The sequence below is a fragment of the Labrenzia sp. THAF187b genome, from assembly GCF_009363375.1.
In the GTDB taxonomy this organism is placed as follows: Bacteria; Pseudomonadota; Alphaproteobacteria; order Rhizobiales; family Stappiaceae; genus Roseibium; species Roseibium algicola.
Map to the genome: position 1 here is coordinate 249675 of NZ_CP045345.1, position 22662 is coordinate 272336.

General features: G+C 60.5%; 18 protein-coding genes. 12 read left to right on the forward strand and 6 right to left on the reverse strand.

Features of this window, described 5'->3' with window-relative positions:
- Positions 1-76 precede the first annotated feature (76 nt).
- The 12 genes from FIV03_RS29020 (at position 77) to FIV03_RS29075 (ending at position 16008) form a co-directional block, all read left to right on the forward strand.
- On the forward strand, positions 77-1591 hold the full coding sequence (locus FIV03_RS29020; RefSeq protein WP_286202347.1) for a UbiD family decarboxylase: 1515 nt from the start codon (positions 77-79) through the stop codon (positions 1589-1591).
- A complete protein-coding gene (locus FIV03_RS29025) occupies positions 1588-2169 on the forward strand; it encodes a UbiX family flavin prenyltransferase (RefSeq protein WP_152512270.1) in 582 nt (193 codons plus the stop codon). The genes FIV03_RS29020 and FIV03_RS29025 overlap by 4 nt, the downstream gene beginning before the upstream one ends.
- A 138-nt stretch (positions 2170-2307) precedes the next feature.
- Positions 2308-2676: a FeoA domain-containing protein gene (locus tag FIV03_RS29030; protein WP_152512271.1), complete on the forward strand. Its 369-nt coding sequence runs from the start codon at positions 2308-2310 to the stop codon at positions 2674-2676.
- Positions 2676-5057, forward strand: coding sequence for a ferrous iron transport protein B (gene feoB, locus FIV03_RS29035; RefSeq protein WP_152512272.1), 2382 nt, complete (start codon positions 2676-2678; stop codon positions 5055-5057). The genes FIV03_RS29030 and feoB overlap by 1 nt, the downstream gene beginning before the upstream one ends.
- 585 nt (positions 5058-5642) lie before the next feature.
- Positions 5643-7379: a dihydroxyacetone kinase subunit DhaL gene (gene dhaL / locus FIV03_RS29040; protein WP_152512273.1), complete on the forward strand. Its 1737-nt coding sequence runs from the start codon at positions 5643-5645 to the stop codon at positions 7377-7379.
- A gap of 19 nt (positions 7380-7398) precedes the next feature.
- A complete protein-coding gene (gene dhaL / locus FIV03_RS29045) occupies positions 7399-8061 on the forward strand; it encodes a dihydroxyacetone kinase subunit DhaL (RefSeq protein WP_152512274.1) in 663 nt (220 codons plus the stop codon).
- Positions 8061-10148 (forward strand): bifunctional sugar-binding transcriptional regulator/dihydroxyacetone kinase subunit DhaK, encoded by a 2088-nt coding sequence (locus FIV03_RS29050; RefSeq protein WP_152512275.1) that lies wholly within the window; start codon positions 8061-8063, stop codon positions 10146-10148. Before dhaL (FIV03_RS29045) ends, FIV03_RS29050 begins: the two co-directional genes overlap by 1 nt.
- Positions 10149-10279: 131 nt before the next feature.
- Complete coding sequence (locus FIV03_RS29055; protein ID WP_286202348.1) at positions 10280-11260, forward strand: ABC transporter permease; 981 nt, start codon at positions 10280-10282, stop codon at positions 11258-11260.
- A 79-nt stretch (positions 11261-11339) separates the two neighbouring features.
- On the forward strand, positions 11340-12341 hold the full coding sequence (locus FIV03_RS29060) for a substrate-binding domain-containing protein (RefSeq protein WP_023001443.1): 1002 nt from the start codon (positions 11340-11342) through the stop codon (positions 12339-12341).
- 78 nt (positions 12342-12419) lie between these two features.
- Entirely contained in the window at positions 12420-14024 is a 1605-nt protein-coding gene (locus FIV03_RS29065) for a sugar ABC transporter ATP-binding protein (protein ID WP_152512277.1), read from the forward strand.
- A 56-nt stretch (positions 14025-14080) separates the two neighbouring features.
- Positions 14081-15040 (forward strand): ABC transporter permease, encoded by a 960-nt coding sequence (locus FIV03_RS29070; protein WP_286202349.1) that lies wholly within the window; start codon positions 14081-14083, stop codon positions 15038-15040.
- A gap of 23 nt (positions 15041-15063) precedes the next feature.
- Complete coding sequence (locus tag FIV03_RS29075) at positions 15064-16008, forward strand: sugar kinase (protein ID WP_152512278.1); 945 nt, start codon at positions 15064-15066, stop codon at positions 16006-16008.
- A gap of 19 nt (positions 16009-16027) precedes the next feature.
- Here the strand turns inward: FIV03_RS29075 and FIV03_RS29080 are convergent, their stop codons facing one another.
- From FIV03_RS29080 to FIV03_RS29105, 6 genes are all read right to left on the reverse strand, one after another.
- Positions 16028-17008: a sugar-binding transcriptional regulator gene (locus FIV03_RS29080; protein ID WP_152512279.1), complete on the reverse strand. Its 981-nt coding sequence runs from the start codon at positions 17006-17008 to the stop codon at positions 16028-16030.
- A 168-nt stretch (positions 17009-17176) separates the two neighbouring features.
- Positions 17177-18034 carry a DeoR/GlpR family DNA-binding transcription regulator gene (locus FIV03_RS29085; RefSeq protein WP_152512280.1) on the reverse strand — a complete coding sequence of 286 codons (858 nt, stop codon included), beginning with the start codon at positions 18032-18034 and terminating at the stop codon, positions 17177-17179.
- Between the two features lie 101 nt (positions 18035-18135).
- Positions 18136-19083, reverse strand: coding sequence for a D-ribose ABC transporter substrate-binding protein (locus FIV03_RS29090; protein WP_023001437.1), 948 nt, complete (start codon positions 19081-19083; stop codon positions 18136-18138).
- A gap of 98 nt (positions 19084-19181) precedes the next feature.
- Entirely contained in the window at positions 19182-20231 is a 1050-nt protein-coding gene (locus tag FIV03_RS29095; protein ID WP_152512281.1) for an ABC transporter permease, read from the reverse strand.
- A 13-nt stretch (positions 20232-20244) separates the two neighbouring features.
- The gene (locus tag FIV03_RS29100; protein ID WP_152512282.1) at positions 20245-21786 is read right to left on the reverse strand and encodes a sugar ABC transporter ATP-binding protein; all 1542 of its coding nucleotides are present in this window, start codon (positions 21784-21786) and stop codon (positions 20245-20247) included.
- A complete protein-coding gene (locus tag FIV03_RS29105) occupies positions 21783-22457 on the reverse strand; it encodes a DUF2291 domain-containing protein (protein ID WP_286202320.1) in 675 nt (224 codons plus the stop codon). Before FIV03_RS29105 ends, FIV03_RS29100 begins: the two co-directional genes overlap by 4 nt.
- Positions 22458-22662 lie beyond the last annotated feature (205 nt).

Genomic DNA, 22662 nt, shown 5'->3' on the forward strand with positions numbered 1-22662 from the left:
CATCGGTCGTTCTGCCGATATCGCCGGACACTCTGAGCAGCGTGTTGCCACACGCGCATGTCTTGCTGGAACCACGATGCAAAAGACCGGTCGCGACCTGCCTCCCTTTCCCAACTTGCGGAAATTCCTGGACTTTCTGGGTTGTGAGGACGATCTGAAAACCCTGAACACCCCCGTGGATGTTCATCTTGAAGCGACTGCGTTACATCAGAAAGTGATCGGGAGTGCCGGTCCCGCGGTCCTGGTTTCCAATCCAGTCCGGGCAGACCGGGGCGGTTTTGCCGCACCCCTTCTGATCAATCTCTTCGGCACCTCGAAGCGCGTTGCGAACGGACTGGGTCTTCACTCCGAAAACCTGCCCGATCTCGGACAGTTTCTGGCCAGCTTGCGCAGCCCGCAGCCGCCCGCTTCCTGGCGGGAGGCTGGAACCCTGGTCCAGGCGGCAAAGGCAGGGCTTAATTCAAGGCCGAAGATGACAGGCGTTCCCAAGGAACTCCAGCGGGTTGAGCCGGACCTTTCGCAGCTTCCGGTACAGACCTGCTGGCCGGGCGATGCGGGACCGCTGATCACCTGGGGAATGGTCGTCACCCGTCGTCCCGGCAAGGACGACCCCAGAAGCTACAATCTCGGCATCTACCGTATCCAGGTGTTGGACAAGGACAGGGCAATCCTGCGCTGGCTGCCGTTTCGCGGCGGTGCCCAGCATTATCGCCAGTGGCAGCAGTCAGGCGAGGCAATGCCTGTTGCTGTGGTGATCGGCTGTGATCCGGCAACCTTGCTGGCGTCCGTTATCCCGGCTCCGGCGAACGTGAGTGAACTGGCGCTGGCCGGCATCTTCAACGGCGCGCCATCAAGGCTCGCTCCTTGCGACACGATCGATCTTCATGTCCCGGCAAGTTCCGAGATTGTCCTGGAAGGAGAGGCCCAGCCGGGAGAGACGGCGCTGGAAGGTCCTTTCGGCGATCACACCGGTTACTACAACGAAGCCGCCGATTATCCTGTGTTCCGGCTGACGGCCATGAAGATGCGCCGGGACTGCGTCTATCTGTCGACCTTCACAGGCAGGGCACCCGACGAGCCCTCTGTTATCGGCGAGGCCATGACGGATCTCTTCCGCCCGCTGCTGCAACAGGCCATTCCGGAAATTGTCGATGTCCATCTGCCCCCTGCGACCTGTTCCTACAGAGTGGCGATCCTTCAGATCGCCAAGACCTATCCCGGTCAGGCACGGAGGGCGATGATGGGTTTCTGGTCACTCTTGCCGCAGTTTTCGATGACCAAATACGTGATCGTTGTCGATCAGGACATCGACATCCGGAACTGGGACGATGTCATGTGGGCTGTCGCGACACGGTCCGACCCGGAGCGCGACCTGCTCGTCCTGACCGGCACCCCGGTCGATCAACTGGACTTTGCCAGTCCGCGCGAGGGACTGGGCGGCAAGCTCGGCATCGATGCGACGATCAAGACAGGCGCTGATACGACACGGATATTTGCGGAGAAACTGACCATGCCGGCGGAGATGGAAAAGCGCGCTGACAGCCTCTTCGCGCAGCTATTTCAGACATCTGATTCCGAGGTGCACCCATGAGCCGGCGCAAACGACTTGCAATCGGCATTTCCGGGGCATCGGGTGCGGCAATTGCACTTGAACTTCTGCGGTTGTGCAAGGCACTCAAGCTCGAAACCTTCACCACGGTGAGCGCTGCGGCGGAACGGACGATACAGCTTGAATTGGGTGATGCGGCCCGCCGGGAAATCCACGATCTCGCGACGCAAGAATATGCCGCTTCGGATATCGCCGCACCCATATCCAGCGGATCCTTTCAGATGGATGCCATGATCGTCGCGCCCTGTTCCATGCGCAGCCTCGCAGCCATAGCCTACGGCACGGGGGAGGGTCTGCTGGCGCGCGCTGCAGATGTCACCCTGAAGGAACGCAGGCCACTTGTCCTGCTGGCACGTGAAGCCCCGCTCCACGAAGGGCACCTGGAGGCAATGCTCAAGGTTACCCGCATGGGTGCGATCGTCGCACCGCCGGTGCCTCCGTTTTATCTGGGCCTTTCAACGATAGAGGAAATGACCCGGCAGATTGCTGCCCGGGCGCTCGCAACGGCGGGGATCGATCCGGGAGACAGCCTGCGGCGATGGACTGGTGAACGAGCCTGAAATTAGTCTCCGGTGGCCCTTTGCCGGTCGATCTGTGATCTTTCACCGCGACCGGCCCCCTGTCAGACTTGACTATGGTCAATTGGGTCGGGTTCTCCCGGTGCTACGCCCTTATTCGGAACAAGAAGGGCCTCGCCAATGTCTGAACCAATCCTGCAAACCGAGAGTGGACAAATAACGCCGCAGCCGACAGCCGATGGCGCGGATGTTCTGACGCTTGCGCATGCCGTGCCAGGCAAGGCGTATCACGTTGTCTGCCTGGGCGAGACGCGCCACTCGCGCATGGAACTTCTTGCGGCCGGACTTGCACCCGACACGGTCATCAATCTTCTTCGCGGCAACGGATTGCGGCCGCGTATCGTGGCCTGTGGCGACATTCGCGCCGCCATCGGCGTGGATCTGGCCTTGTCGGTCCAGCTTTCTCCTTGTGACTGCGGCTGCGGTTGCGACAGCAATCGCCAGAAGGAACAGGCACACGAACACGTTTTCCGGGGGAGGGACGTCTGATGGGCTGTTTTAGTTGTGCCGCACCCGGTTGCGTTCGGCGGGACCTTCTGCCCTGTGCACCGGCCCAGTACCGGGTTTTCCTGCTCGGCCCTGCCAATTCGGGCAAGTCCACGCTTTTTAACATGCTGACCGGCGCCCGGCAAACGATCGGCAACTGGCCCGGCGTGACTGTCGATCGAAAGAGCGGAACGGCTGTCATCAAGGGTCTGACCGTTGAATTCGTCGATCTGCCGGGAATCTCGAGCCTGTCCGCTCCCCAGGCGGAGCGGATAGATGAAAGGGTTGCCAGAGACGCTCTCGTCAACGTGGCGCACGATGCCCTGATTGTTGCGGTGGATCTGTCCGCGCCGCATCGCGGATTGTCCATGTTGCTGCAGGCCCGTGGCAACGGCGTGCCGGTCGTGGCGGTTCTGACGAAGGCCGACTGCTGGACGTCGGCTGCCGTGGACGCAGCCGCGCGGGTTCTGAGCGAACAATTGAATGTTCCAGTGGTTGCCGTTTCCGGCAGAACACTTTCCGGGCTCGATCAGCTGCATGACCAGCTTGCACGTTGCCTGCAAGATCGGCAGCGCGTTTCCTCCCCTCAGGAGACATCCTTGCCCGGCAAGGTCTGCGATGCCTTGGAGGCGTTGCAACAGGTACTGGACGGCAGGCCCGAATATGAAAACGCCAACACCGTTGCCGCATCGCGCCGGTTGATGGAACGGGACTGGCTGACGGAAAAACGCGCGAGACAAGACCTTCTTGAAATCCGTGACCGGTTGATCGAGGAGACCGGACCTGTGGAAGGCGTGCCGCTCGACCAGTATCTGGCGGACGCGCCCCTTGCACAGGCAACCCTTCTGACGCGCCGCATAGATATGCCGCCACCTGCGGGTCGCAGATTCCTGTCCGACAGGTTCGACCGGGTCGCCCTTTCGCCATGGTTCGGCCCGGTGCTGTTTCTTGGCGTGATGTATCTCCTGTTCTTCCTGACGATCAATGTGTCCGGCGTCTTCATCGATCTGTTCGACGGCCTCGGTCAGGCTGCCTTTGTCGATACGCCAGCGCTCGTTTTCCATCAGCTGGGGCTGTCCGGCACGGTCCTCGACATTGCCGTCAGCGCGATCGGTACCGGCATTCAGACGGTCGGGACTTTCGTGCCGGTGGTCGGGTTCCTGTTCCTGTGCCAGATCTTTCTGGAGGAAAGTGGATACATGACCCGCGCAGCCGTGGTCGCGGACCGTGTGATGCGTCGTCTGGGACTGTCGGGCCGCGCCTTCCTGCCGCTTGTGCTCGGTTTCGGATGCACAATTCCGGCGGTGCTGGCGACGCGGACACTCGACACGCGCGCCGAGCGCATATTGACCTCGATGATGGCGCCCTTCATGTCCTGCGGGGCGCGCCTTCCGGTCTATGCGCTGTTCGCCGCTGCTTTCTTCCCGGTTGGGGGTCAGAATGTTGTTTTCGCGCTGTATCTGATCGGCATCGCGGCAGCGCTATTCACCGGCTGGATGCTGGCTCCCAGGCTGACCTTGCAGCGACCCCGGCCTCTGGCAATCGAGCTGCCGATCTACCAGATGCCGCCGCTTTCAAGGGTCCTGCGCCTCTGCTGGGCCCGGATCCGGCAATTCGTTGCCGAGGCCGGGAAGACCATCGTGATCGTGGTTGCGCTGCTGTCGTTTCTGAATTCCGTCGGCCCCGATGGCAGCTTCGGAAATGAGGACAATGGCACCTCCATACTGGCGCTCACAGCCCGGCAGGTTACACCCGTTCTTGAGCCCATGGGCGTCAGTGCCGACAACTGGCCGGCAGCGGTCGGCCTTTTCACCGGCATGTTTGCCAAGGAAACCGTGGTGGGGACCCTGCAGGCTCTCTACGCGTCCGGTGAAACGACAGGTGAGGAGGTTCCCAATCCGATGGAAACCGCACAAGCGACGGTGCTTGCCCTGGGCGAATCCCTGATCGGCCTTGCGGATGCCCTGCTTGATCCACTTGGGCTGGATGTCGGTGACATATCCAGTTTCGAAGCCGCGGCAGGCGAACAGAACGTCCAGCCAGCCGTATTTGCCGAAATGTCCAGGTATTTCGGCAGCCAGAGCGCTGCATTTGCCTACATGCTGGCCGTATTGCTCTACATCCCCTGCGTTGCGACCCTTTCTGCGATTGCTCGGGAAATCGGTGCCGGTTGGGCCGTCTTTGCTGCTGCCTGGACAACGTTTGTCGCCTATTCCGGTGCCACGATCGCTTATCAGCTCAGCCAGATCGGCAGCCACCCCGAACGCTCCCTTTTCTGGCTGGCGCTCATGACGGGACTGATCGGGCTGACCTTCTTCATTAGCCGCACCCTTGGAAGAAGTGGTCCGTCCAAGGCGGATTTTCGACCTTCCGCATCCGGGTGAATTTTACCCTCATAACTAGAAAGTGCCAATTTGTGCCGTCGGGCGTTCAAGGGGTGGCGAAGGGCGATCGATGCTGGGGGCATCTGCAAGGCCTTCGCTTCCCTGTGTCTATGAGAGCAGCCAAAACGCATGTCTGAATGATCATTTAGATCAGTTTCTTAGATCCATTTGTCATTGCCCGCCGTTCTGTCGATTTGGCCGGAGCGAGGTCAAAGTGACGGCATCGAAATTCGTTCTCCAAACAAGTGCAGATACCGAAACCTTAGGTAGTGGGAATGCGGTTCCGGCCCTGGCCGAGATTGCGGCTGCAATGCTGTAGCGTCGCTGGACGACAGCGTCTCGACACGGAAGATGTCAATTTTTGATATTATTCGACTCTTGCTTGACAAATGACAAAATACGGATGAAGCATAGGACCCATCAAGGCCGGACCTGCACGTTCAGGGCGGCTCAGGGAGGAGCTAATCAGCGTCACTCTTGTCTCGGAAACTTCGGTTGGCCGAGCGCGGACCTTTGTTCAAAGGCGTCTCGCGCATGGCTTCCGGGGCTGAGCCCTTCTGTGACGTTTTTTCAAGCGGAAAGAGAATGCAGAGATTTATCAACGACCCAGACAACCTCGTGGACGAGACCGTTGCCGGCTTCGTGAGGGCGCATAGCGACCTTGTCCGGCTGGATCCGGAAAACGACCGTGTTGTCGTGTCCACCACAGCGCCGCGGCCAGGTCGTGTGGGTATCGTCACTGGTGGTGGATCGGGTCACGAGCCGGCCTTTATCGGCTATACCGGCCGGAACCTTGTCGACGCCACCGCTGTTGGCGAGCTGTTCTCCTCACCGACCGCCAAGAGCTTTGCCGACGCGATCCGCGCCGCCGATGGCGGCAAGGGTGTTGCCGTCCTTTATGGCAATTATGCCGGCGACAACATGAACGTGAAAATGGCCAAGGAAATGGTGGCTCCCGACGGCATCGAGGTCGTTACGGTGGTTGCCAACGACGACGTCTGCTCTGCTCCGCTTTCCGAGCGGGAAAAGCGCCGGGGTGTCGCCGGAGAAATCTTCATGTGGAAGATCGGCGGAGCGAAGGCTGCGCTCGGCGGATCATTGACGGAAGTGCAGGCGGCCGCGCAAAAGGCAATCGATGCCTGCCGGTCCGTTGGTGTGGGTCTGGGGCCCTGCACCTTGCCCGCTGTGGGTCATCCCAATTTTTCGATCGAAGCCGGTACGATGGAAGTCGGCATAGGTCACCACGGCGAACCCGGAGTTCGTGTCGAAAAGCTCGCTTCTGCCGATGCCGTGGCCGACGACATGCTGAAGATCGTACTCGATGATCACGGACTTAAGGACGGTGCGGAAGTCGCCGTGCTTGTTTCGGGTCTCGGTGCCACGCCCGTGAACGAGCTTTATGTCCTCTACAACCGCATCGAGACAGGTCTCCAGGCGCAGGGCATTCGTGTGCACAAGGCGTTTGTCGGCAACTACTTCACCTCCCTGGAAATGATCGGTGCGACCTTGACGGTCATGGCGCTCGACAGTGAACTGAAGGAGCTGCTGGACATGGCCGCCGAGGCACCGGGCATGTCGACAGGGAAAGTCGAAGCGCCGGAAGTTGCCGAAGGCGCTCCGACCCACAGGTCACGGGGAAGCCGAAAAGAAGCGCGGTCCACCGTCGCAAAGGATGTCACCATCGAGGGACCTTCTGTGCCTGTTGCAGGATCACGGGAGATCGTGGCGGAAGTTGCCGAGGTGATCGTCGCGAACAAGGCCTATCTTTCCGAAATCGACGGTCTGATCGGAGACGGTGATCACGGGATCAACATGGCCAAGGGGTTTGGTCGTGCCGCGGAGCGTATTTCCGGCAAGTCCCTTTCACTTGATGAGGCGATGAGCGTTCTGTCCGATGTCCTGATGAGCGAGATCGGCGGATCCATGGGGCCATTGTACGGCTTCATGTTCCAGGAAATGGCAACGACCGTTCAGGGGCGCCCCGCCATCGATGCCGACGGGTTCTCTGCCGTTCTCAATGCCGCGCTTGAAGGCGTTCGCCGGACCGGTTCGGCAAAGGTCGGCGACAAGACGCTGATCGACACGCTTGTTCCAGCGGTCGAAGCCTTTGACGGGGCGAAATCGCAAGGGTTCGTTGCTGCCCTTGCCGCCATGCGCAAGGCCGCAGAACAGGGACGTGACAGCACGATCGACCTGGTCGCGAAGATCGGACGTGCCAGCCGTCTGGGCGAACGATCGCGCGGTGTGCTGGACGCAGGCGCGACATCCTGCTGCCTTATCCTGGTGGCACTGGCCGACTCACTTGAAAAGAGGCTGGGCTAAACGGAGCAGCAGACGAACCATGACAAACCTCAACGCAACGCAAATGACCGAATTGCTCCGCATCGTTTCGATGCGGATCGACGAAGCAAGTGCCGAACTTGGTGCCCTGGATGGCGCCATCGGTGATGCCGACCATGGGAACACCATGGCACGCGGATTTGCTGCGGTCGTTACCGCATGCGTTGAGGCTGCAAACCAGGACGTGAAGGCCGGTGCCCTGTTGCCGATTGCAGGACGCTCGTTCCTGAATGCCGTCGGTGCAACGACCGGCCCGCTCTATGCCAGTGCCTTTCTTCGGGCTGGGCAGGCCTTTGATGCGCAGCAGGATATTTCGGTCGATCGTCTCCCGGAGATGGTCGTCTGCTTCTGCGACGGGATTGCACAACGCGGCAAGGCGACCCCGGGCGACAAGACCATGCTGGATGCCTGGGGACCGGCCGCGCGCGCCGTGACAGAAGCACAGCAGAACGGGGCAGGCCCGGTTGCTTGCCTCGATGCGGCGCTGGAGGCGGCGAGCGAAGGGCGAGAAGCCACGCGCGCCATGGTCGCCTCCGTCGGCCGGGCCGCAAGACTGGGTGAAAGATCGCTCGGGCATGTCGACCCGGGAGCCGCCTCCGCAGTCATCATCATTGCCGCATTGCGCGAGGGCCTCACGAACCTCCTGCAAGGGGAGGCAAGCTGATGGTGAAGCGTTCCGGCGGGAAATCCGACAAGGCCATCCTGAGTGAAATGCCGATGCGGTTTGGTGACGATCCGCTGCTGTGGGCTGCCTGGCTCTATTACGAAGACGGCATGACCCAGGCGGACATCGCCAACCTCATGGGGCTTTCCCGGGCGTCGGTAAATACCTATCTGGCCGATGCGCGTACGCGTGGGCTGGTAAATATCGAGATCGAACCGGATCGTTTCCGTTCGGTCATGATTGCAAAGGCCATGAAGGACCGCTTCAACCTGCAGGATTGCCTGGTCATCCCCAGCGAAGGCGGTGATCGCTCTCTGTTCGAACGGCTTGGCGCTGCAGGTGCGCAGGTGCTCAAGAGGCTGGTGCGCGCCGGCGACACGATTGCAGTGGCCTGGGGCCGGTCTGTTCTGTCCCTTGCCGAGGAATTGCACCATCCGGGCCTTGCCGACATTCGCGTCGTTCAGGCGTCCGGCAGCACGACGGCACGTATACCCTGGACCCCGGAGGCCTGCGCCGCCCGCCTTGCCGAAGCGCTCGGGGCTCGTTGGGTACCCCTGTCGGCACCTGCCATCGTATCCTCGCCGGAAATGCGCGAACGGCTTCTGGCCGAAACCGTCCTGTCGGAGCAGATGGTCGTTCTTTCGGAAGCCAATCGCATCGTGATGGGCATTTCGTCGATGCGCCCGGAAAGCACAATTCACACAAGCGGCTTTCTCGACGGGGTCGACCAGCAAGCGCATTATCAGGACGCGGTCGGCAGCGTCAGCGGGCGCTTCATCTCGGCACGCGGGGAACCGGTCATCGGTCCGGTCAACGATCGGACGATCGGCCTTGATCTTGCTGCGTTGCGGGCAATCCCGCAGCGCATTGCCGTTGCCGGCGGCATTGAAAAGGTTTCGGCGATCCTTGCTGCGCTGCGCGGCGGATACGTCAATGTGCTGATCACCGATGCCGCCAGTGCAAGGGGTGTGCTCACGGCGGATGGCTGGCAGGAGCCGAAGCGGCGTTCGCAAGTTCCGGCCCCTGTCGTTGACGGGGCTGCACCGCGCGTCCATCACGGCGGCGACAAGAAACTGATCAACGAAGCACGGGACATTGTCGACGAGAGTATCGACGGTCTTTTGCTGGCGCATGAACCCTTGCTTGCCAAGGTGCCGGGTACCCATCGTGCCGTGATGGCGCGGAACGGGCCGAGGTCCGGCAAGGTCGGCATCGTCATTGGGGGCGGTTCGGGCCATGACCCCGGGTTCTGGGGTTACGTCGGCCAGGGCTGCGCTGATGCTGCCGTCATGGGCAACATCTTTGCCGCGCCGCCGCCTGATCCGATTCTGGCTGCGAGCCGTGCAGTTCATGGCGATGCCGGGCTTCTTTATATCTACGGAAACTTCTCCGGTGACGTCATGAACTTCGACATGGCTGCCGAAATGGCAGCGGCGGAGGGAATTCGTGTTCGTCAGGTTGTGACGACGGACGACATCGCCTCGTCACCACCGGATGCCCGCGGGTCGCGCCGGGGTGTTGCCGGCAACGTCTTCGTTTTCAAGATCGCGGGGGCTGCGGCAGATCTCAATGCCTCGCTCGAGGCCTGCGAAATCGTTGCGCGGCGCGCGGCCGACTGTACCTACACGATGGGTCTGGCCCTGGAGCCGGTAAGGCTGCCCGATACCCGTCAGCCGAGCTACGAGGTCGGTCCGGACGAGATGGAGATCGGGGTCGGCATCCACGGTGAACCCGGTGTGATGCGGCAGAAGATCGTCAAGGCGGATGATGCCGCGGATCTGCTTCTGGACCGCATTCTGAGCGAGATGGCACCGGTGCGCGGCGATCGCGTGGCGCTCCTCATCAACTCGCTCGGCGGCACCCAGACGATGGAACTCTACATTCTGGCACGCCGTGTTCGCCAGCGTCTGAAGGCGCATGGCATCGGCGTTCACCGCACCTTCGTCGGACCGTATTTCACCTCGCTCGACATGAAGGGAGTGTCGCTCTCGCTGATGAAGCTGGACGACGAACTCATCACCCTTCTCGACCATCCCTGCCACACCCCTGCACTGACGGAACTCGGTGAGCAGAAGGGTGGAAAGTGACGAAAAGACAATGGGTTAAAGGTGAATTGTCAAACCTTGAATCAGAGTGATTGACATTTGTCAGATACCCTTGTCTAAATACAATTAACGATCCGGAGTGCAAACGCTCCGGCCCCTGGGAGGAAAGATTGTTGCCTAGAGCTGACCGACAGACGGTGTTTTTGGCGCTGATCAATGTGATCGTGCTGGTCACCGGTGCCCTGCTTGCAGGTGCCAATTTTATCGACAGCTATAACCTGCAGATCATGGCTGCCCAGGTACCGGAGCTCGGCCTGCTGGCACTTGGCGTGACCCTGGCCATGATCTCCGGGAACGGCGGCATCGATCTTTCCGGCATCGCCCTGGCCAATCTTTCCGGCATCGTTTCGTTTCTGGTCGTTCGTACGCTTGTCGTGCCGGGTGATGATCCGCTGCTGTTCTCCTGGACGTTCGCCGGCGTTGCAATTGCGGTCGGTCTCGTCGGTGGTCTTCTGAATGGAATAGTCATCGCCTTTGCCGGTCTGACGCCGCTGATCGCGACACTCGGCACCCAGCTGCTGTTCACCGGTGTCGCCGTCTGGCTGACCAACGGATCGGCGCTCAGCCTCGGATATATTCCGCCGCTCGACAGCTTCGGAAACCTGCCCGTTCTCGGCGTTCCCCTGTGCTTCACGCTGTTTGTCGTGGTGGCCGCGCTGATTGCCTATGTCCTGCGCTATACGCCCTTCGGTGTGAAGCTGATGCTGCTCGGGTCGAATGCCAAGGCCGCTCACTATGGCGGTATTCCGGCCCGCCGCATGATCGTGATCACCTATACGATCTGCGGAATTCTGGCCTCGATCGCGGGTGTCGTCATTGCTTCACGCAATCTGTCCGTCAAATGGGACTACGGCAGCTCCTATGTCCTCATCGCGATCCTGATTGCGGTTTTGGGTGGGGTGAAGCCGGAAGGCGGATACGGCAAGGTGCTGTGCGTTCTTCTTGCGGCAACGGCGCTGCAGATCCTGTCGAGCTTGTTCAACTTTCTCGGAATCTCGAACTTCTTTCGCGACCTTGCGTGGGGTGTCCTTCTGCTCGCCCTGCTGGCCTCGGCTCGCGTGAACTTCAGCATCTGGTTGCCATCAAGGCAATGAACGGATGCGCCGCGGGCCTGAGGGCACCCCGGGCGGCGCAAGAATGAACAGCCCTTTAAAAAACCGTGGAGGAAAGACTATGAAATCAGTCAAGAAACTGGCTGGAAGCGCGCTCGTCCTGAGCACTATACTTGCCGGCCCGGCTTTGGCTGCAGACGAGCAGACCATCACGACGGTCGTGAAGGTTACCGGCGAAAACTGGTTCATCCGCATGAACGAAGGCGTCGATGCCTTCAATGCGGACAAGGAGGCTATCGACGCCACCCAGATCGGCCCGGCACAGGCCGATGCCGCCCAGCAGGCACGCATCATCGAGGATCTGGTTGCCAAGGGCGTTTCCGCGATCGCGGTAGTGCCGATGGATCCGTCCGCACTGGAAGGCGTGCTGCGCCGTGCACAGGGCCGTGGCATCAAGGTCATCGCCCATGAAGGTGACAGCATCGTCAACGCGGATGCCGACATCGAAGCTTTCGACAACGCCGCGTTCGGCACCAAGATCAACGAAGGTCTGGCCGAATGCATGGGCGGTGAAGGCAAGTGGACGACCTTCGTCGGCTCGCTCGGCAGCCTGACGCACAATCAGTGGGTTGATGCCGGTGCGGCCAACGCGGAAGCCAAGTATCCAGGCATGGAACTGGTTGCTGCGAAAAACGAATCCTTCAACGACGCCAACAAGGCGTATGAGAAGGCCAAGGAAATCCTGCGCGCCTATCCGGACATCAAGGGTTTCCAGGGCTCGTCCGCAATCGACGTCATCGGCATCGGCCGTGCGATCGAGGAAGCTGGCCGGTCTGATCAGACCTGCGTCTTCGGCCTGGGCCTGCCCAAGGACACCGGACCTTACCTGGAAACCGGCGCCGTCGACCGGATCTACTTCTGGGATCCGAAGGATGCCGGCTACGTGATGAACGTCGTTTCGGAAAAGATCCTCAACGGCGAAGAAATCACCGATGGCGCTGACCTCGGCGTGCAGGGCTACAACTCGGTCAAGGTGAGCCAGGGTCCGGGCAAGGGCATCATCATTCAGGGTCAGGCCTGGGTTGATGTCGGCAAGGAAAACTACGGCGAGTACCCGTTCTGATCCTCTGACACACGACTGCAAAACAGGGGGCGCGGGAACACCGCGTCCCCGAACCTATCGAATTCACAGGACGTCACCATGCAGCCCCAGCCCGCTCAGTCTCAAAAGACAGGCACGGCGCCTTTTCTAGAGATCCGCAATGTGCGCAAGTCGTTCGGCGGCGTGCAGGCGCTGAAGGATGTCAGCGTTACGCTTCGTGCCGGACAGATCTACCATCTCATGGGTGAAAACGGCTGCGGCAAGTCCACGTTGATCAAGATCATCTCTGGCGCCCAACCGGCGACATCGGGACAGATCTTTATCGATGGCGTGCAGACCGAAGGCGATGTCGCAGGCGATCTCGGTGCCATCGGTGCCCTGCGCGCGGGCATCGAGACGGTCTATCAGGACCTTTCCCTGCTCCCCAATCTGTCGGTTGCCGAAAATGTCGCCCTGACAGGTCAGCTCGTGGAAGCAGACGGCAGTCTCGCCCGGAGGCTGAAGCTGGGGGCGCTTTACGAAACCGCGGCCAAGGCTCTCGAGCAGGTTCATCTGCCGACGGACCGTGCCTTCCTGACGCGCAGAATTGACACGCTTCCTCTTGCAACCCGGCAGCTGGTCGCGATTGCCCGCGCGATTGCCGCAGAGGCACGGCTCGTCATCATGGATGAGCCGACCACTTCGCTCACCCGGCAGGAAGTGAACTACCTGCTTTCCGTGGTCCGGAAGCTTTTGGACAAGGGCGTGACGGTCCTGTTCGTGACGCACAAGCTCGACGAAGTGAAGTCGCTTGGTGGACACGCCATCATCATGCGTGACGGCCAGAAGGTTGCCGAGCGCGATGTGACCACCACCAACAAGGCCGAAATCGGTCATCTGATGACCGGTCGCGAGATTTCCGAGGCCCGGTATCGCACCGAGCCGAAAATCGGCGACACGCTGCTTCAGGTCGAAGGCCTGAGCCAGGGCCGCGCCTTCAAGAACCTGTCGTTCACGGTACGCAAGGGTGAAATTCTGGGTGTGACCGGCCTTCTGGATTCCGGCCGCAATGAGCTGGCCCTCGCGCTGTCCGGTGTCGTCCCGGCAGAGCGCGGCACGATCCGTCTGGACGGCCGGTCGGTTGCCCTGCGCTCACCGGCCGAGGCCATCAGGGAAGGTGTCGGCTATGTTCCCGAAGATCGCCTGACCGAAGGCTTGTTCCTGGAGAAATCCATTCAGGACAACGTCACGCTGCCGGTGTTGAACAGGCTGCGCAACTTCTTCGGAATGATCAGCCAGCGCAAGGCGCGCAAGCTCTCCGAAGACCAGATCACTGATCTTCAGGTGGTCGCGCCCGATGTCACGGTGCCGGTGCAATCGCTTTCGGGCGGTAACCAGCAACGGGTTCTGATCGGACGCTGGCTCACCATCGAACCACGCCTTCTGGTGCTGCACGGCCCGACTGTCGGCGTCGATGTCGGCTCGAAGGACACGATTTTCCGCATCATTCAGCGCCTGGCGGACGACGGCATGGCTGTCGTGATCATTTCCGATGACCTTCCCGAGCTGCTGCAGAACTGCGACCGCATTCTCGTCATGCGACAGGGCGGGATCGTCGCCGACTATGCGGCCGAAGAGATCGATGAAGACGGGATCTACCAGACAATGGCTGCAGGCCCGGCGACGGAAGCGCCGGCGAACATGGACGAGGAAGCCGCACAGTGACCGACATGACCCTTACCAACAGCGGACCCGGCGTGTTCAAGCGCATCTGGGATCTGATGGGCCGCAGACCGGAGCTGTTCACGCTTGCACTCGTCATTCTGACGGTGATCGGCGTTGCGATTGCCAATCCGGATTTTCTTGCGGTCAACAATCTCTTCGACATTCTGCGGGCCTCGGTGGTCCGCGGCATCTTTGCAATGGGCGTGCTTGCCGTTCTTGCCGCCGGCGGGATCGATGTATCGTTTACCGCGATTGCCGCCTTCGTCATGTACGCGCTGACCATGCTGGTCACGAATGTGTTTCCGGGCATGCCGATCTGGGTGATCCTGCCGCTGGCCGCCGCCGGAGGAGCCGCTTTCGGCGTGGTCAACGGGCTTCTGGTCCATGCGCTGCGCACGCCTTCGCTGATCGTCACCATCGGCACCCAGTACTTCATTCGCAGTTTCCTGCTGACGTTCATCGGAACGGCCCTGTTCATGAATATTCCGGCCGCAATGGATGGCTTCGGGAAAGCCTCGCTGATCACGTGGCATGGCACCAATGGTGTGATCTCGACCCTGCCGGTAACAGTGCTGGTGCTTGTGGCCGCGGCTTTTGCGACCTGGTTCATCCTGGAAAGAACGCTCATGGGACGGGCGATCTTCGCGGCTGGCGGCAATCCGGGCATTGCCGAGCGCCTCGGTTTCAATCTGTTCTATGTCCGGTTGTTTGTCTTCGGCTGGGCTGGCCTTCTGGCTGGTGTCGCTGGTATCGTGCATGTCGCTTCGAACCGGCTTGCCAACCCGTTCGACCTTGCAGGCATGGAACTGGAAATCATCGCGGCAGTGGTGCTCGGCGGCGCCAAGATCACCGGTGGTTCGGGAACCGTGGTCGGCACACTGCTCGGCGTTGTCCTGATCACTCTGGTCAGCAACGTTCTTGTCTTCATCGGTATCCCCAGCACGCTTCAACTCGCCATCATCGGCGCCTTCATCCTGCTGGCGGGCACGATCTTCGCATTGCGCAACCGCGCCTGAAACATACTTTCCCGGGAGGAAAAATGAGCCACGATGCTGCTGTCATAGGCCTTTACATTCTTGACGTTCTCGGTCGTCCGGTCGATGCCATCCCCGAGGGCGGCAATGTCGAATTCATCGACGAAATTCGGTTGACGGTTGCCGGTACCGCGGGCGGTACGGTGATCGATCTGGCGAAACTCGGGCTGAACTGTCTGGCCGTCGGAGCGGTCGGCGACGATGAAAAGGCCGACTTCGTGCTGTCGACACTCGGCCGGTTCAAGGTCGACACGAGCTTGATGCAGCGGCTCGAGGGCGTGCCGACTTCGGCAACCATCCTGAACGTGCGTCGCAACGGCGACCGTCCGGCCCTGCACCAGCGCGGCGCGTCCGATCATTTCGATGTTCCCACCGACATGCTTGATGCCGTTCTGGCGCCGTCAATCATTCACCTGGGTGGAACCGGACTGCTAGCCAAACTGGACGGCGAGCCGAGCGCGAGACTTCTGGCGGAGGCCAAGAAACGTGGCCGCACGGTCACCTTCGATCTGCTGGGAGCCAACGAAAACACAATCGATCTGCTCCTGCCGCTGCTTCCGAATGTCGATTATTTCATGCCGTCGATCGAAGAAGCCCGTCTGATTTCCGGTGCAGGTGACATCCAGGAAGCAGGACGTTTTTTCCTGGATCGCGGCGTCAAGCAATGTGTCTTCACGCTCGGCGGTGACGGCGTCTGCTTCATGGATCACAAGGGCGAGTTTGTCCGCCAGCCTGCGTTCGAGATTTCCGTCGTGGACACGACCGGCTGCGGCGACGCCTTCGATGCAGGGTTCATCACGGCCCTTCACCACAAGATGGATCTGAAGACCGCGCTGAACTTTGCGCAGGCCTCGGCGGCGCTTGTGGCGACGGGGCTCGGGTCTGACGCAGGCATCAAGAGCTTCGAGGACACTGTCAACTTCATGAATTCGGCAAAGGTTCTTGCCTGACAGACAGAACGCGCGGGCCTCAGCCCTTGAGGAGGGCCCGCGCCGTTTCCAGGTCGGTGACAAAATGGGTTGCATAGCCACCCTTCAGCGTTGCGCGGATTGCCTCGAGCTTTGACAATCCGCCTGCCACGCAAAGTCGGCGTGGAATGGTGCGCAGTTCGTCGAGTTCGATCCCCATCATGCGCTTGTCGAATTCCCGCGTTATCTGATTGCCCTCCTCATCGAGGAACCGGCAGATCAGAACGGCTTTCGCGCCGTCTTCACCGTAGGCGTCGATTTCCTCGTCCGTCGCGATGTCGGCAAAGCGGATGGTGCTTTCCGGCCCAAGGCCGCCGAGCCCGAAAACGATCGTACGGGCTTGCCGGATCATGTCGAACTGGCGTTCGAGGGCAGGTTCCCGTCGCAGCGCCTGGCACAGGTCTGCACTGGACAGAACAGCCGGTGCATTCAGGTTCATGCTGATCGCACCAAGCTTACGGGCCATGATTGCGGTGCAGAGTTCTGCCGAAAAGTCGCGCTTGCTGGTCGCTGCTCCTGTCACCTGAACCACCGTGACCCCGTCGACGTCGCTCATGGGTTTCAACGCATCGGCAACCGCAAGAACAGTCTTGCCCCAGGAAACACAGAGGATCTCACCGGGGTCGATCATCCGCTCCAGCTGGCGCGCACCGGCTGCACCAAGGGTCAATAGCCGTGTCTGGGCATCCGCGCCGGGTTGATGCTGCACCACCAGCGTTTCGCTGAGGCCAAAGCGTTCGCATATCTCCCGCGAGAGGTCGGAACGTGCCATGACGCCCGCATCCATGGCGATGCGAACGACACCCCGCTCTCGTGCTTCCTGAAGATAGTTCACGATGGTCGCGCGCGAGACACCGATGATGCCGGCAATGTCGCTCTGGTTGAGCGATTCTTCGTAATAAAGCCAGGCTGCCCAGACGACGACATCGTCAAACTCCGCAGGTACGCGGCGGTTGATCTCTCGAGACGGTTCCATTGTCATGACCGCTCCCCCCTTTGTTGCCGATCTGAATTGCACGATTTCGGCCGATAGTCCAATTGCCGAAAAGTGAATCTGACTTTTGGCAACATTAAGTAACATTTGTCATTTCCTTGCAACAAAAGACGACAATGTTACGATTGTCTGGAGACAAGAATTTTCGAGAGGATCTCAGGCAAGCCGGACGTCGATTTTTCTGGACAGCATTCGGTCGACAAGCAGCGGGGGAACGGCGGTATTCACGACCACCGCGTCGTAGTCACGAAGATCATTGCCACCGTAAAAGGCCTTCTTGTCGAACAACCCATGGCTGGCAACCAGGATGTTCCGTCTAGCCTTTTCCTGCATCGCTTTCCGAACAGCCAGGTCTTCTTCGGTCTCGTAGAAGGTCTTTTCCTCGAAGATCGCATCCGCAGAGACAATCGCCGCATCCGCATCGATGTCGTTGATTTCCCGGATCGTTTGCGGACCGTGGAAACAGCCAGACCAGGATTTGAATGTCCCGCCGAGCCCGATGAGAGAAATATCGGGAAGCTCGCGGAAATCGTTCATCAGATCGAGGGAGTTGGTCACGATGGTGAGCGGCACCTTGCTGGCGAGGTACCTGGCTGCGTGCCTGAGAATCGGGGAGCCTGCGAGAAGAACGGTCTGGCCGGGCTGGATCAGATCCGCAGCGACCGCTGCGATCGCCTGATAGTGGCCGGCGTCAGTTGCCGCGGTTTCAGCCGGTTCAGGTAAACCAGCAGCACTGGTTCTGGAGGTGATCACACCGCGGGACTTCGAGACAAGCCCGTCCTCGACCAGCGTGTCGATATCGCGATGGACCGTCATCAGGCTGATGCCGAAGCGTTTCGAAATCTCGTCGATGCGCGCACTCTGGCGGCTGTTGACGTAGTCGGCGATCAAACGCCTGCGCGCAATCTGGCGCGCCTGTCGGCTGTCGGTGGGAAGGTGGGGCCGGTTTCCGGGGGAACTGGTGTTGTCCGATGCCACGCTGTGTCGCTTCTGCTGCTGCTCGATCAGCTTCACTTAACGTCAAAGTCTGAATTTGGCAAAGTGGCAGCGTTGCGGTCCGGTTGCCCGGAAAAAAGCGGAGGCACCTTGCGATGCCTCCGTCAGGTGGGGAGGTATTATTGGGTCAGGGTAAAGGCCGCCGTGACCTTGTCGACGTTGTCGGCCGTGATCAGCACGCAATCGAAGAGCTGTTTTTCGCTTTCAGCGCCAGTGGAGCCGGTCTTGATGTACTTGTCGGCCTGGCGGATTGCTTCGGCGGAGAAGACTGCAACCGGCTGCAGCACGGTGTACTGAAGTTCGCCAGCACGGATGGCAGCGACCGCGTCCGGTGAACCGTCAAAGCCGCCGACCTTCACCTGGTCAAGCTTGCCGGCTTCCTTCAAGGCGGCGATTGCGCCGAGAGCCATTTCATCGTTGCCGGAAATGACGCCGATGATGTCCGGATTGGCCTGAAGCATGGACTGCATCTTCTGATAGCCCTGGGTACGGTCCCAGTTGGCGACTTCCTGCGCTGCCTTTTCCAGATCCGGATACTGGGTCAGCACGGTTTCAAAACCGTTGGAACGGGTCGCTGCGTTGTTGTCGGACGGCGCACCGAAGAGCTCGACGTATTTGCCCTCTTCACCAACGGCTTCCACCCACTGCTGCGCACCGATTGCAGCGCCCTGGGCGTTGTTGGAAACGAGCTGTGCCTGGGCAAGGCCTTCCTGGTTGATTTCAGCGTTTATGAGGAACACCGGAATGCCGGCGGCCACGGCCTTCTTCACCGCGCCGACGGAACCGTCTGCGTTGGCCGGGTCGAGAATGATTGCCTTGGACTGGTTGGTGATCGCGGTATCGATCAGGGTGCTTTCGGTGTTGGTGTCACCTTTATGGGCGCTGACCTGGGCCTCGTAACCGAGTTCTTCCGCAGTAGCCTTTGCCACATGGCCTTCGGTGTACCAGTAGGGGTTGGCCGGGTCGTTGACGATGATCGAGATCAGGCCGTCGGCAAGAGCCGGGCTTGCAATCATCGGCAGGACGGCGGCAGCGGCAAGCAGGGTCCGTCTGGTAAATTTCAACATCGAGTATTCCTCCCTTAGCGTGAATGGGGGTCGCCAATTGGCGGGTATTCCCGCTCCCTAAGTCCTCCGGGAGCGGCGAAATCTGATCGAGGCGGTGGCTACTTCTTTCGGGCGCCGCCGTACTGGATGGAGTTCATCAGGACGGCGAGCACGATCACGGCGCCGGTGAAGACGGTCTGCCAGTAGGACGAGACGCCGATGATCACGAGGCCGTCGGACAGGAAGCCGATGACGAAGGCACCCAGCATGGTGCCTCGGACGGTGCCTCGGCCACCGGTCAGGGCTGCGCCACCGATCACCACAGCAGCAATTGCGGTCAGCTCGTAGGTCGTTCCCGCAGTCGGGCCAGCGGATGTCAGCTGGGACGAGAGAACAAGACCTGCGATGGCCGCAAGAATGCCGGAGAGCGTATAGACCGACACTTGCACCTTCTTGACGGGAACGCCGGAAAGATCAGCCGCATGGGCATTGCCGCCGGAAGCGTAGAGCCAGCGACCGAAGGCGGAACGGCTGAGCATCAGACCGGCAACGATCGCAAGTGCCGCCAGCACCAGAACACTGATCGGCACGCCGAACAGACGGTTGAAACCAAGCCAGTCGAAACCGGTGTTTCCAAGCGCAGGATCGCCTGACAGGTTGTTGTAGGTGAGGCCGTTGGTCATCAACAGGGCGATACCGCGGGCGACATACATGACGCCGAGCGTTGCCACGAAGGCCGGAACGCGGAACCAGGCAATCAGGATCCCGTTCACCGCGCCAACCAGCGCCCCGACGACACAGGTAATGACGACCACCGCCCAGACCGGCGGATAGACGATGACGCCGAAGGCATCCAGAACGATGCCCTGCATCTGGAAGCCGGCAATGACACCGGACAGGGCCAGAATGGAGCCGACCGAAAGGTCGATGCCGCCGTTCAGGATCACCAACAGCATGCCGATGGCCAGAATGCCGTAGATCGCCACATGCGAGGACATGATCAGGAAGTTCCCGACCGTGAAATAATGCGGCGACAGGAACGAGAAAACGGCAATGATCGCGATAAGGGCGAAGAAAGCGCGGCCTTCGAGAAGGAGCCGTCCTATATTGTGCTCGCGGGACTGGCGGTTCTTGGCGACCGGTTGCGTGTTGGCGCTCGTAACGCTCATGATCTGATCTCCGTCAGGCGACCACGGCTTCGCCGGAGGCGGCCATGATCTTTTCCTTGCTGATGGTTGAATCGAATTCCGCCGAGATCCGGCTCCGGTGCATGACGATGATGCGGTGGGCGATGGACAGGCATTCGCCGACTTCCGAGGTCGAGTAGATGACGGCCAGACCTTCGCGGGCACGTTCGGCCAGGAGCCGGAACACTTCCGCCTTGGCGCCGATATCGATGCCGCGGCTTGGCTCGTCGAGCATGATCACCTTCGGCTCGGTGGCCAGGATCTTGCCGATCACGACCTTCTGCTGGTTGCCGCCAGACAGCGAACCAATCGCCGCGTCCGGTCCGGAGGTCTTGACGGTGACCTTGCGGATGCTGGTTTCGATGAGATCGGATTCCAGCTTTCTGGACGTGAAGATGCCGCGCGTGAAATCCATGATGGAGGCAAGCGACAGGTTCTGGCCGACCGTCATTGTCTGGACGAGGCCGTCCTTCTGCCGGTCCTCGGGAACAAGCGCGAGACCGTTGGCAATTCTCTGGCCGATCGAGAGTGGCGAGACATTGCCGCCGTTCAGGAGGATGTCTCCCGTCTCCTGCTTCAACCGCCCGGCGACGGTTTCCAGAAGTTCGGTGCGTCCGGCGCCCATCAATCCATAGATGCAGACGATCTCGCCGGCTTTCACGTCAAGCGACAGGTCGTCGACCACGTTGTAATCCGCGCCTGACGGGTCGGCGACGGTCAGATTGCGAATGGAAAGGGCGGTTTCGCCAAATTCGTAACCGGTCGGTGGTGAGCCGAGATCATAGTTCTCGCCCACCATGTTGCGGACGATCCATTCCAGGTCGATATCGCTGCGTGGCGCATAGGCGGTCATCACGCCGTCCCGCAGGACAACCGCGTGATCGGTGATCTGGAGCGCTTCTTCCAGGTGATGGGAAATATAGACGATGGAAACGCCGCGGCTCGTCAGGTCGCGAATGACCTTGAACAGCACTTCCACTTCCGATGCGGACAGGGCAGAGGTTGGCTCGTCCATGATCAGGATGCGGCTGTCATATGAAAGCGCACGGGCAATTTCGACGATTTGCTGCTGGCCGAGGCGCAAATCCTCAACCGGCGTCAGCGGGTCGATATCCTCTTCCAGCTCCACCATCAGCGCTCGCGTCTGGCGTTCTTCCTCCGCGAAGTCGACCCCCATCGGTCCGCGAATTTCACGGCCCATGAAGATGTTGTCCCGCACGGAAAGGTTCGGCGCCAGGCTCAGCTCCTGGTGGATGATGGAGATGCCTCTGTCTCGGGCTTCGGTGGCCGAGGCAAAGGTGATCGGTGCGCCATCCAGGATGATTTCACCCGTCGTCGGCGTCGTGATGCCGGACAGGATGCGCATCAGGGTCGACTTGCCGGCGCCGTTTTCACCGAAAAGGGTGGTGACCTGGCCACGGTGAATGTCGAAGTTGACACCCTTCAGAGCCTGGATCGCACCGTAGGATTTGGCGACATTACGCGCGGCGAGCACGACTTCGTCTTCAACTGCGGCAACGGGATGGATCGCGTTCATCGAACGGTGACCTCCGTCGGTGTTACCAGCCAGTTCTTGGGATTGATCAGGCGGAACGCGCCGGTGACCTGAATGGTCTTGCCGGTGAGGGCGCTCGTGTCGAGGCCTTCAAGCACCACCTGCTTCATTGCCCGGTTGATGGCGGAAGCGGCGTTTTGATACTCGATCTGGTTCTTGAAATCGCCGAAGGCGATATCCCCCGGGACATCGCGAAGATCCGTGCCGTTGATGGCAGGACCCGTCTGGACGCGAACCCGGATTTCCGACGGCACACCGTCGATCGTGACGTTGTAAAGTCCCGACTTTCCTTCGCCGACGACACCTTCGAACTTCACCGGAATGATCGAACCGGTAGACGAAGCCGTGCCGTAGGTTTCGGCCAGCTTTGTTTTGTCGGAAAGCGCCAGGGCTCCGATCTCGCTAGCTTCGACGGCCTTCTGCGCAACGAAGTCACGAATACGCGGGAAAGTGTCCACGCCATAGACGTCAGGTGAAAAAGCCTGTTGCCGAATGTCGCTCTCGGAGCCGACACGCACGACCTTGGTATCCAGGGCAATGGCACCGGCCACCACAGCGACGATCGCGACCGTGATCCACTTTCCATAGCTGGGCTTCACGAATGAGGCGCCGCCGACTGCTGTTTCGACCTTGGCCATATCTTCCTCCGGCATGCAATTCTCGTTCGGCCGCGAAAAGGCTTGCGGCCGGCATGTTCTTCTCGTGTCAGTAGCTGGATGCGTCGGGCGCCCGTTAACCGCGCCCGTTCAGCACGTTCTTAGCGGCTATGCGCGACTGGATGCGCAAATGACCGGTGCTGCGTGCGGCATTGATCCGCGATGCGCTTCCGGACGACCGTCATTTCTAACGTGAAAACCA

What these genes read in the sequence shown, in the direction of transcription:
- FIV03_RS29020 (WP_286202347.1), top strand. Translation starts at nt 77, where the DNA reads ATGCAAAAGACCGGTCGCGACCTGCCTCCCTTTCCCAACTTGCGGAAA.
- FIV03_RS29025 (WP_152512270.1), top strand. Translation starts at nt 1,588, where the DNA reads ATGAGCCGGCGCAAACGACTTGCAATCGGCATTTCCGGGGCATCGGGT.
- FIV03_RS29030 (WP_152512271.1), top strand. Translation starts at nt 2,308, where the DNA reads ATGTCTGAACCAATCCTGCAAACCGAGAGTGGACAAATAACGCCGCAG.
- feoB (WP_152512272.1), top strand. Translation starts at nt 2,676, where the DNA reads ATGGGCTGTTTTAGTTGTGCCGCACCCGGTTGCGTTCGGCGGGACCTT.
- dhaL (WP_152512273.1), top strand. Translation starts at nt 5,643, where the DNA reads ATGCAGAGATTTATCAACGACCCAGACAACCTCGTGGACGAGACCGTT.
- dhaL (WP_152512274.1), top strand. Translation starts at nt 7,399, where the DNA reads ATGACAAACCTCAACGCAACGCAAATGACCGAATTGCTCCGCATCGTT.
- FIV03_RS29050 (WP_152512275.1), top strand. Translation starts at nt 8,061, where the DNA reads ATGGTGAAGCGTTCCGGCGGGAAATCCGACAAGGCCATCCTGAGTGAA.
- FIV03_RS29060 (WP_023001443.1), top strand. Translation starts at nt 11,340, where the DNA reads ATGAAATCAGTCAAGAAACTGGCTGGAAGCGCGCTCGTCCTGAGCACT.
- FIV03_RS29065 (WP_152512277.1), top strand. Translation starts at nt 12,420, where the DNA reads ATGCAGCCCCAGCCCGCTCAGTCTCAAAAGACAGGCACGGCGCCTTTT.
- FIV03_RS29070 (WP_286202349.1), top strand. Translation starts at nt 14,081, where the DNA reads ATGGGCCGCAGACCGGAGCTGTTCACGCTTGCACTCGTCATTCTGACG.
- FIV03_RS29075 (WP_152512278.1), top strand. Translation starts at nt 15,064, where the DNA reads ATGAGCCACGATGCTGCTGTCATAGGCCTTTACATTCTTGACGTTCTC.
- FIV03_RS29080 (WP_152512279.1), bottom strand. Translation starts at nt 17,008, where the DNA reads ATGACAATGGAACCGTCTCGAGAGATCAACCGCCGCGTACCTGCGGAG.
- FIV03_RS29090 (WP_023001437.1), bottom strand. Translation starts at nt 19,083, where the DNA reads ATGTTGAAATTTACCAGACGGACCCTGCTTGCCGCTGCCGCCGTCCTG.
- FIV03_RS29095 (WP_152512281.1), bottom strand. Translation starts at nt 20,231, where the DNA reads ATGAGCGTTACGAGCGCCAACACGCAACCGGTCGCCAAGAACCGCCAG.
- FIV03_RS29100 (WP_152512282.1), bottom strand. Translation starts at nt 21,786, where the DNA reads ATGAACGCGATCCATCCCGTTGCCGCAGTTGAAGACGAAGTCGTGCTC.
- FIV03_RS29105 (WP_286202320.1), bottom strand. Translation starts at nt 22,457, where the DNA reads ATGCCGGAGGAAGATATGGCCAAGGTCGAAACAGCAGTCGGCGGCGCC.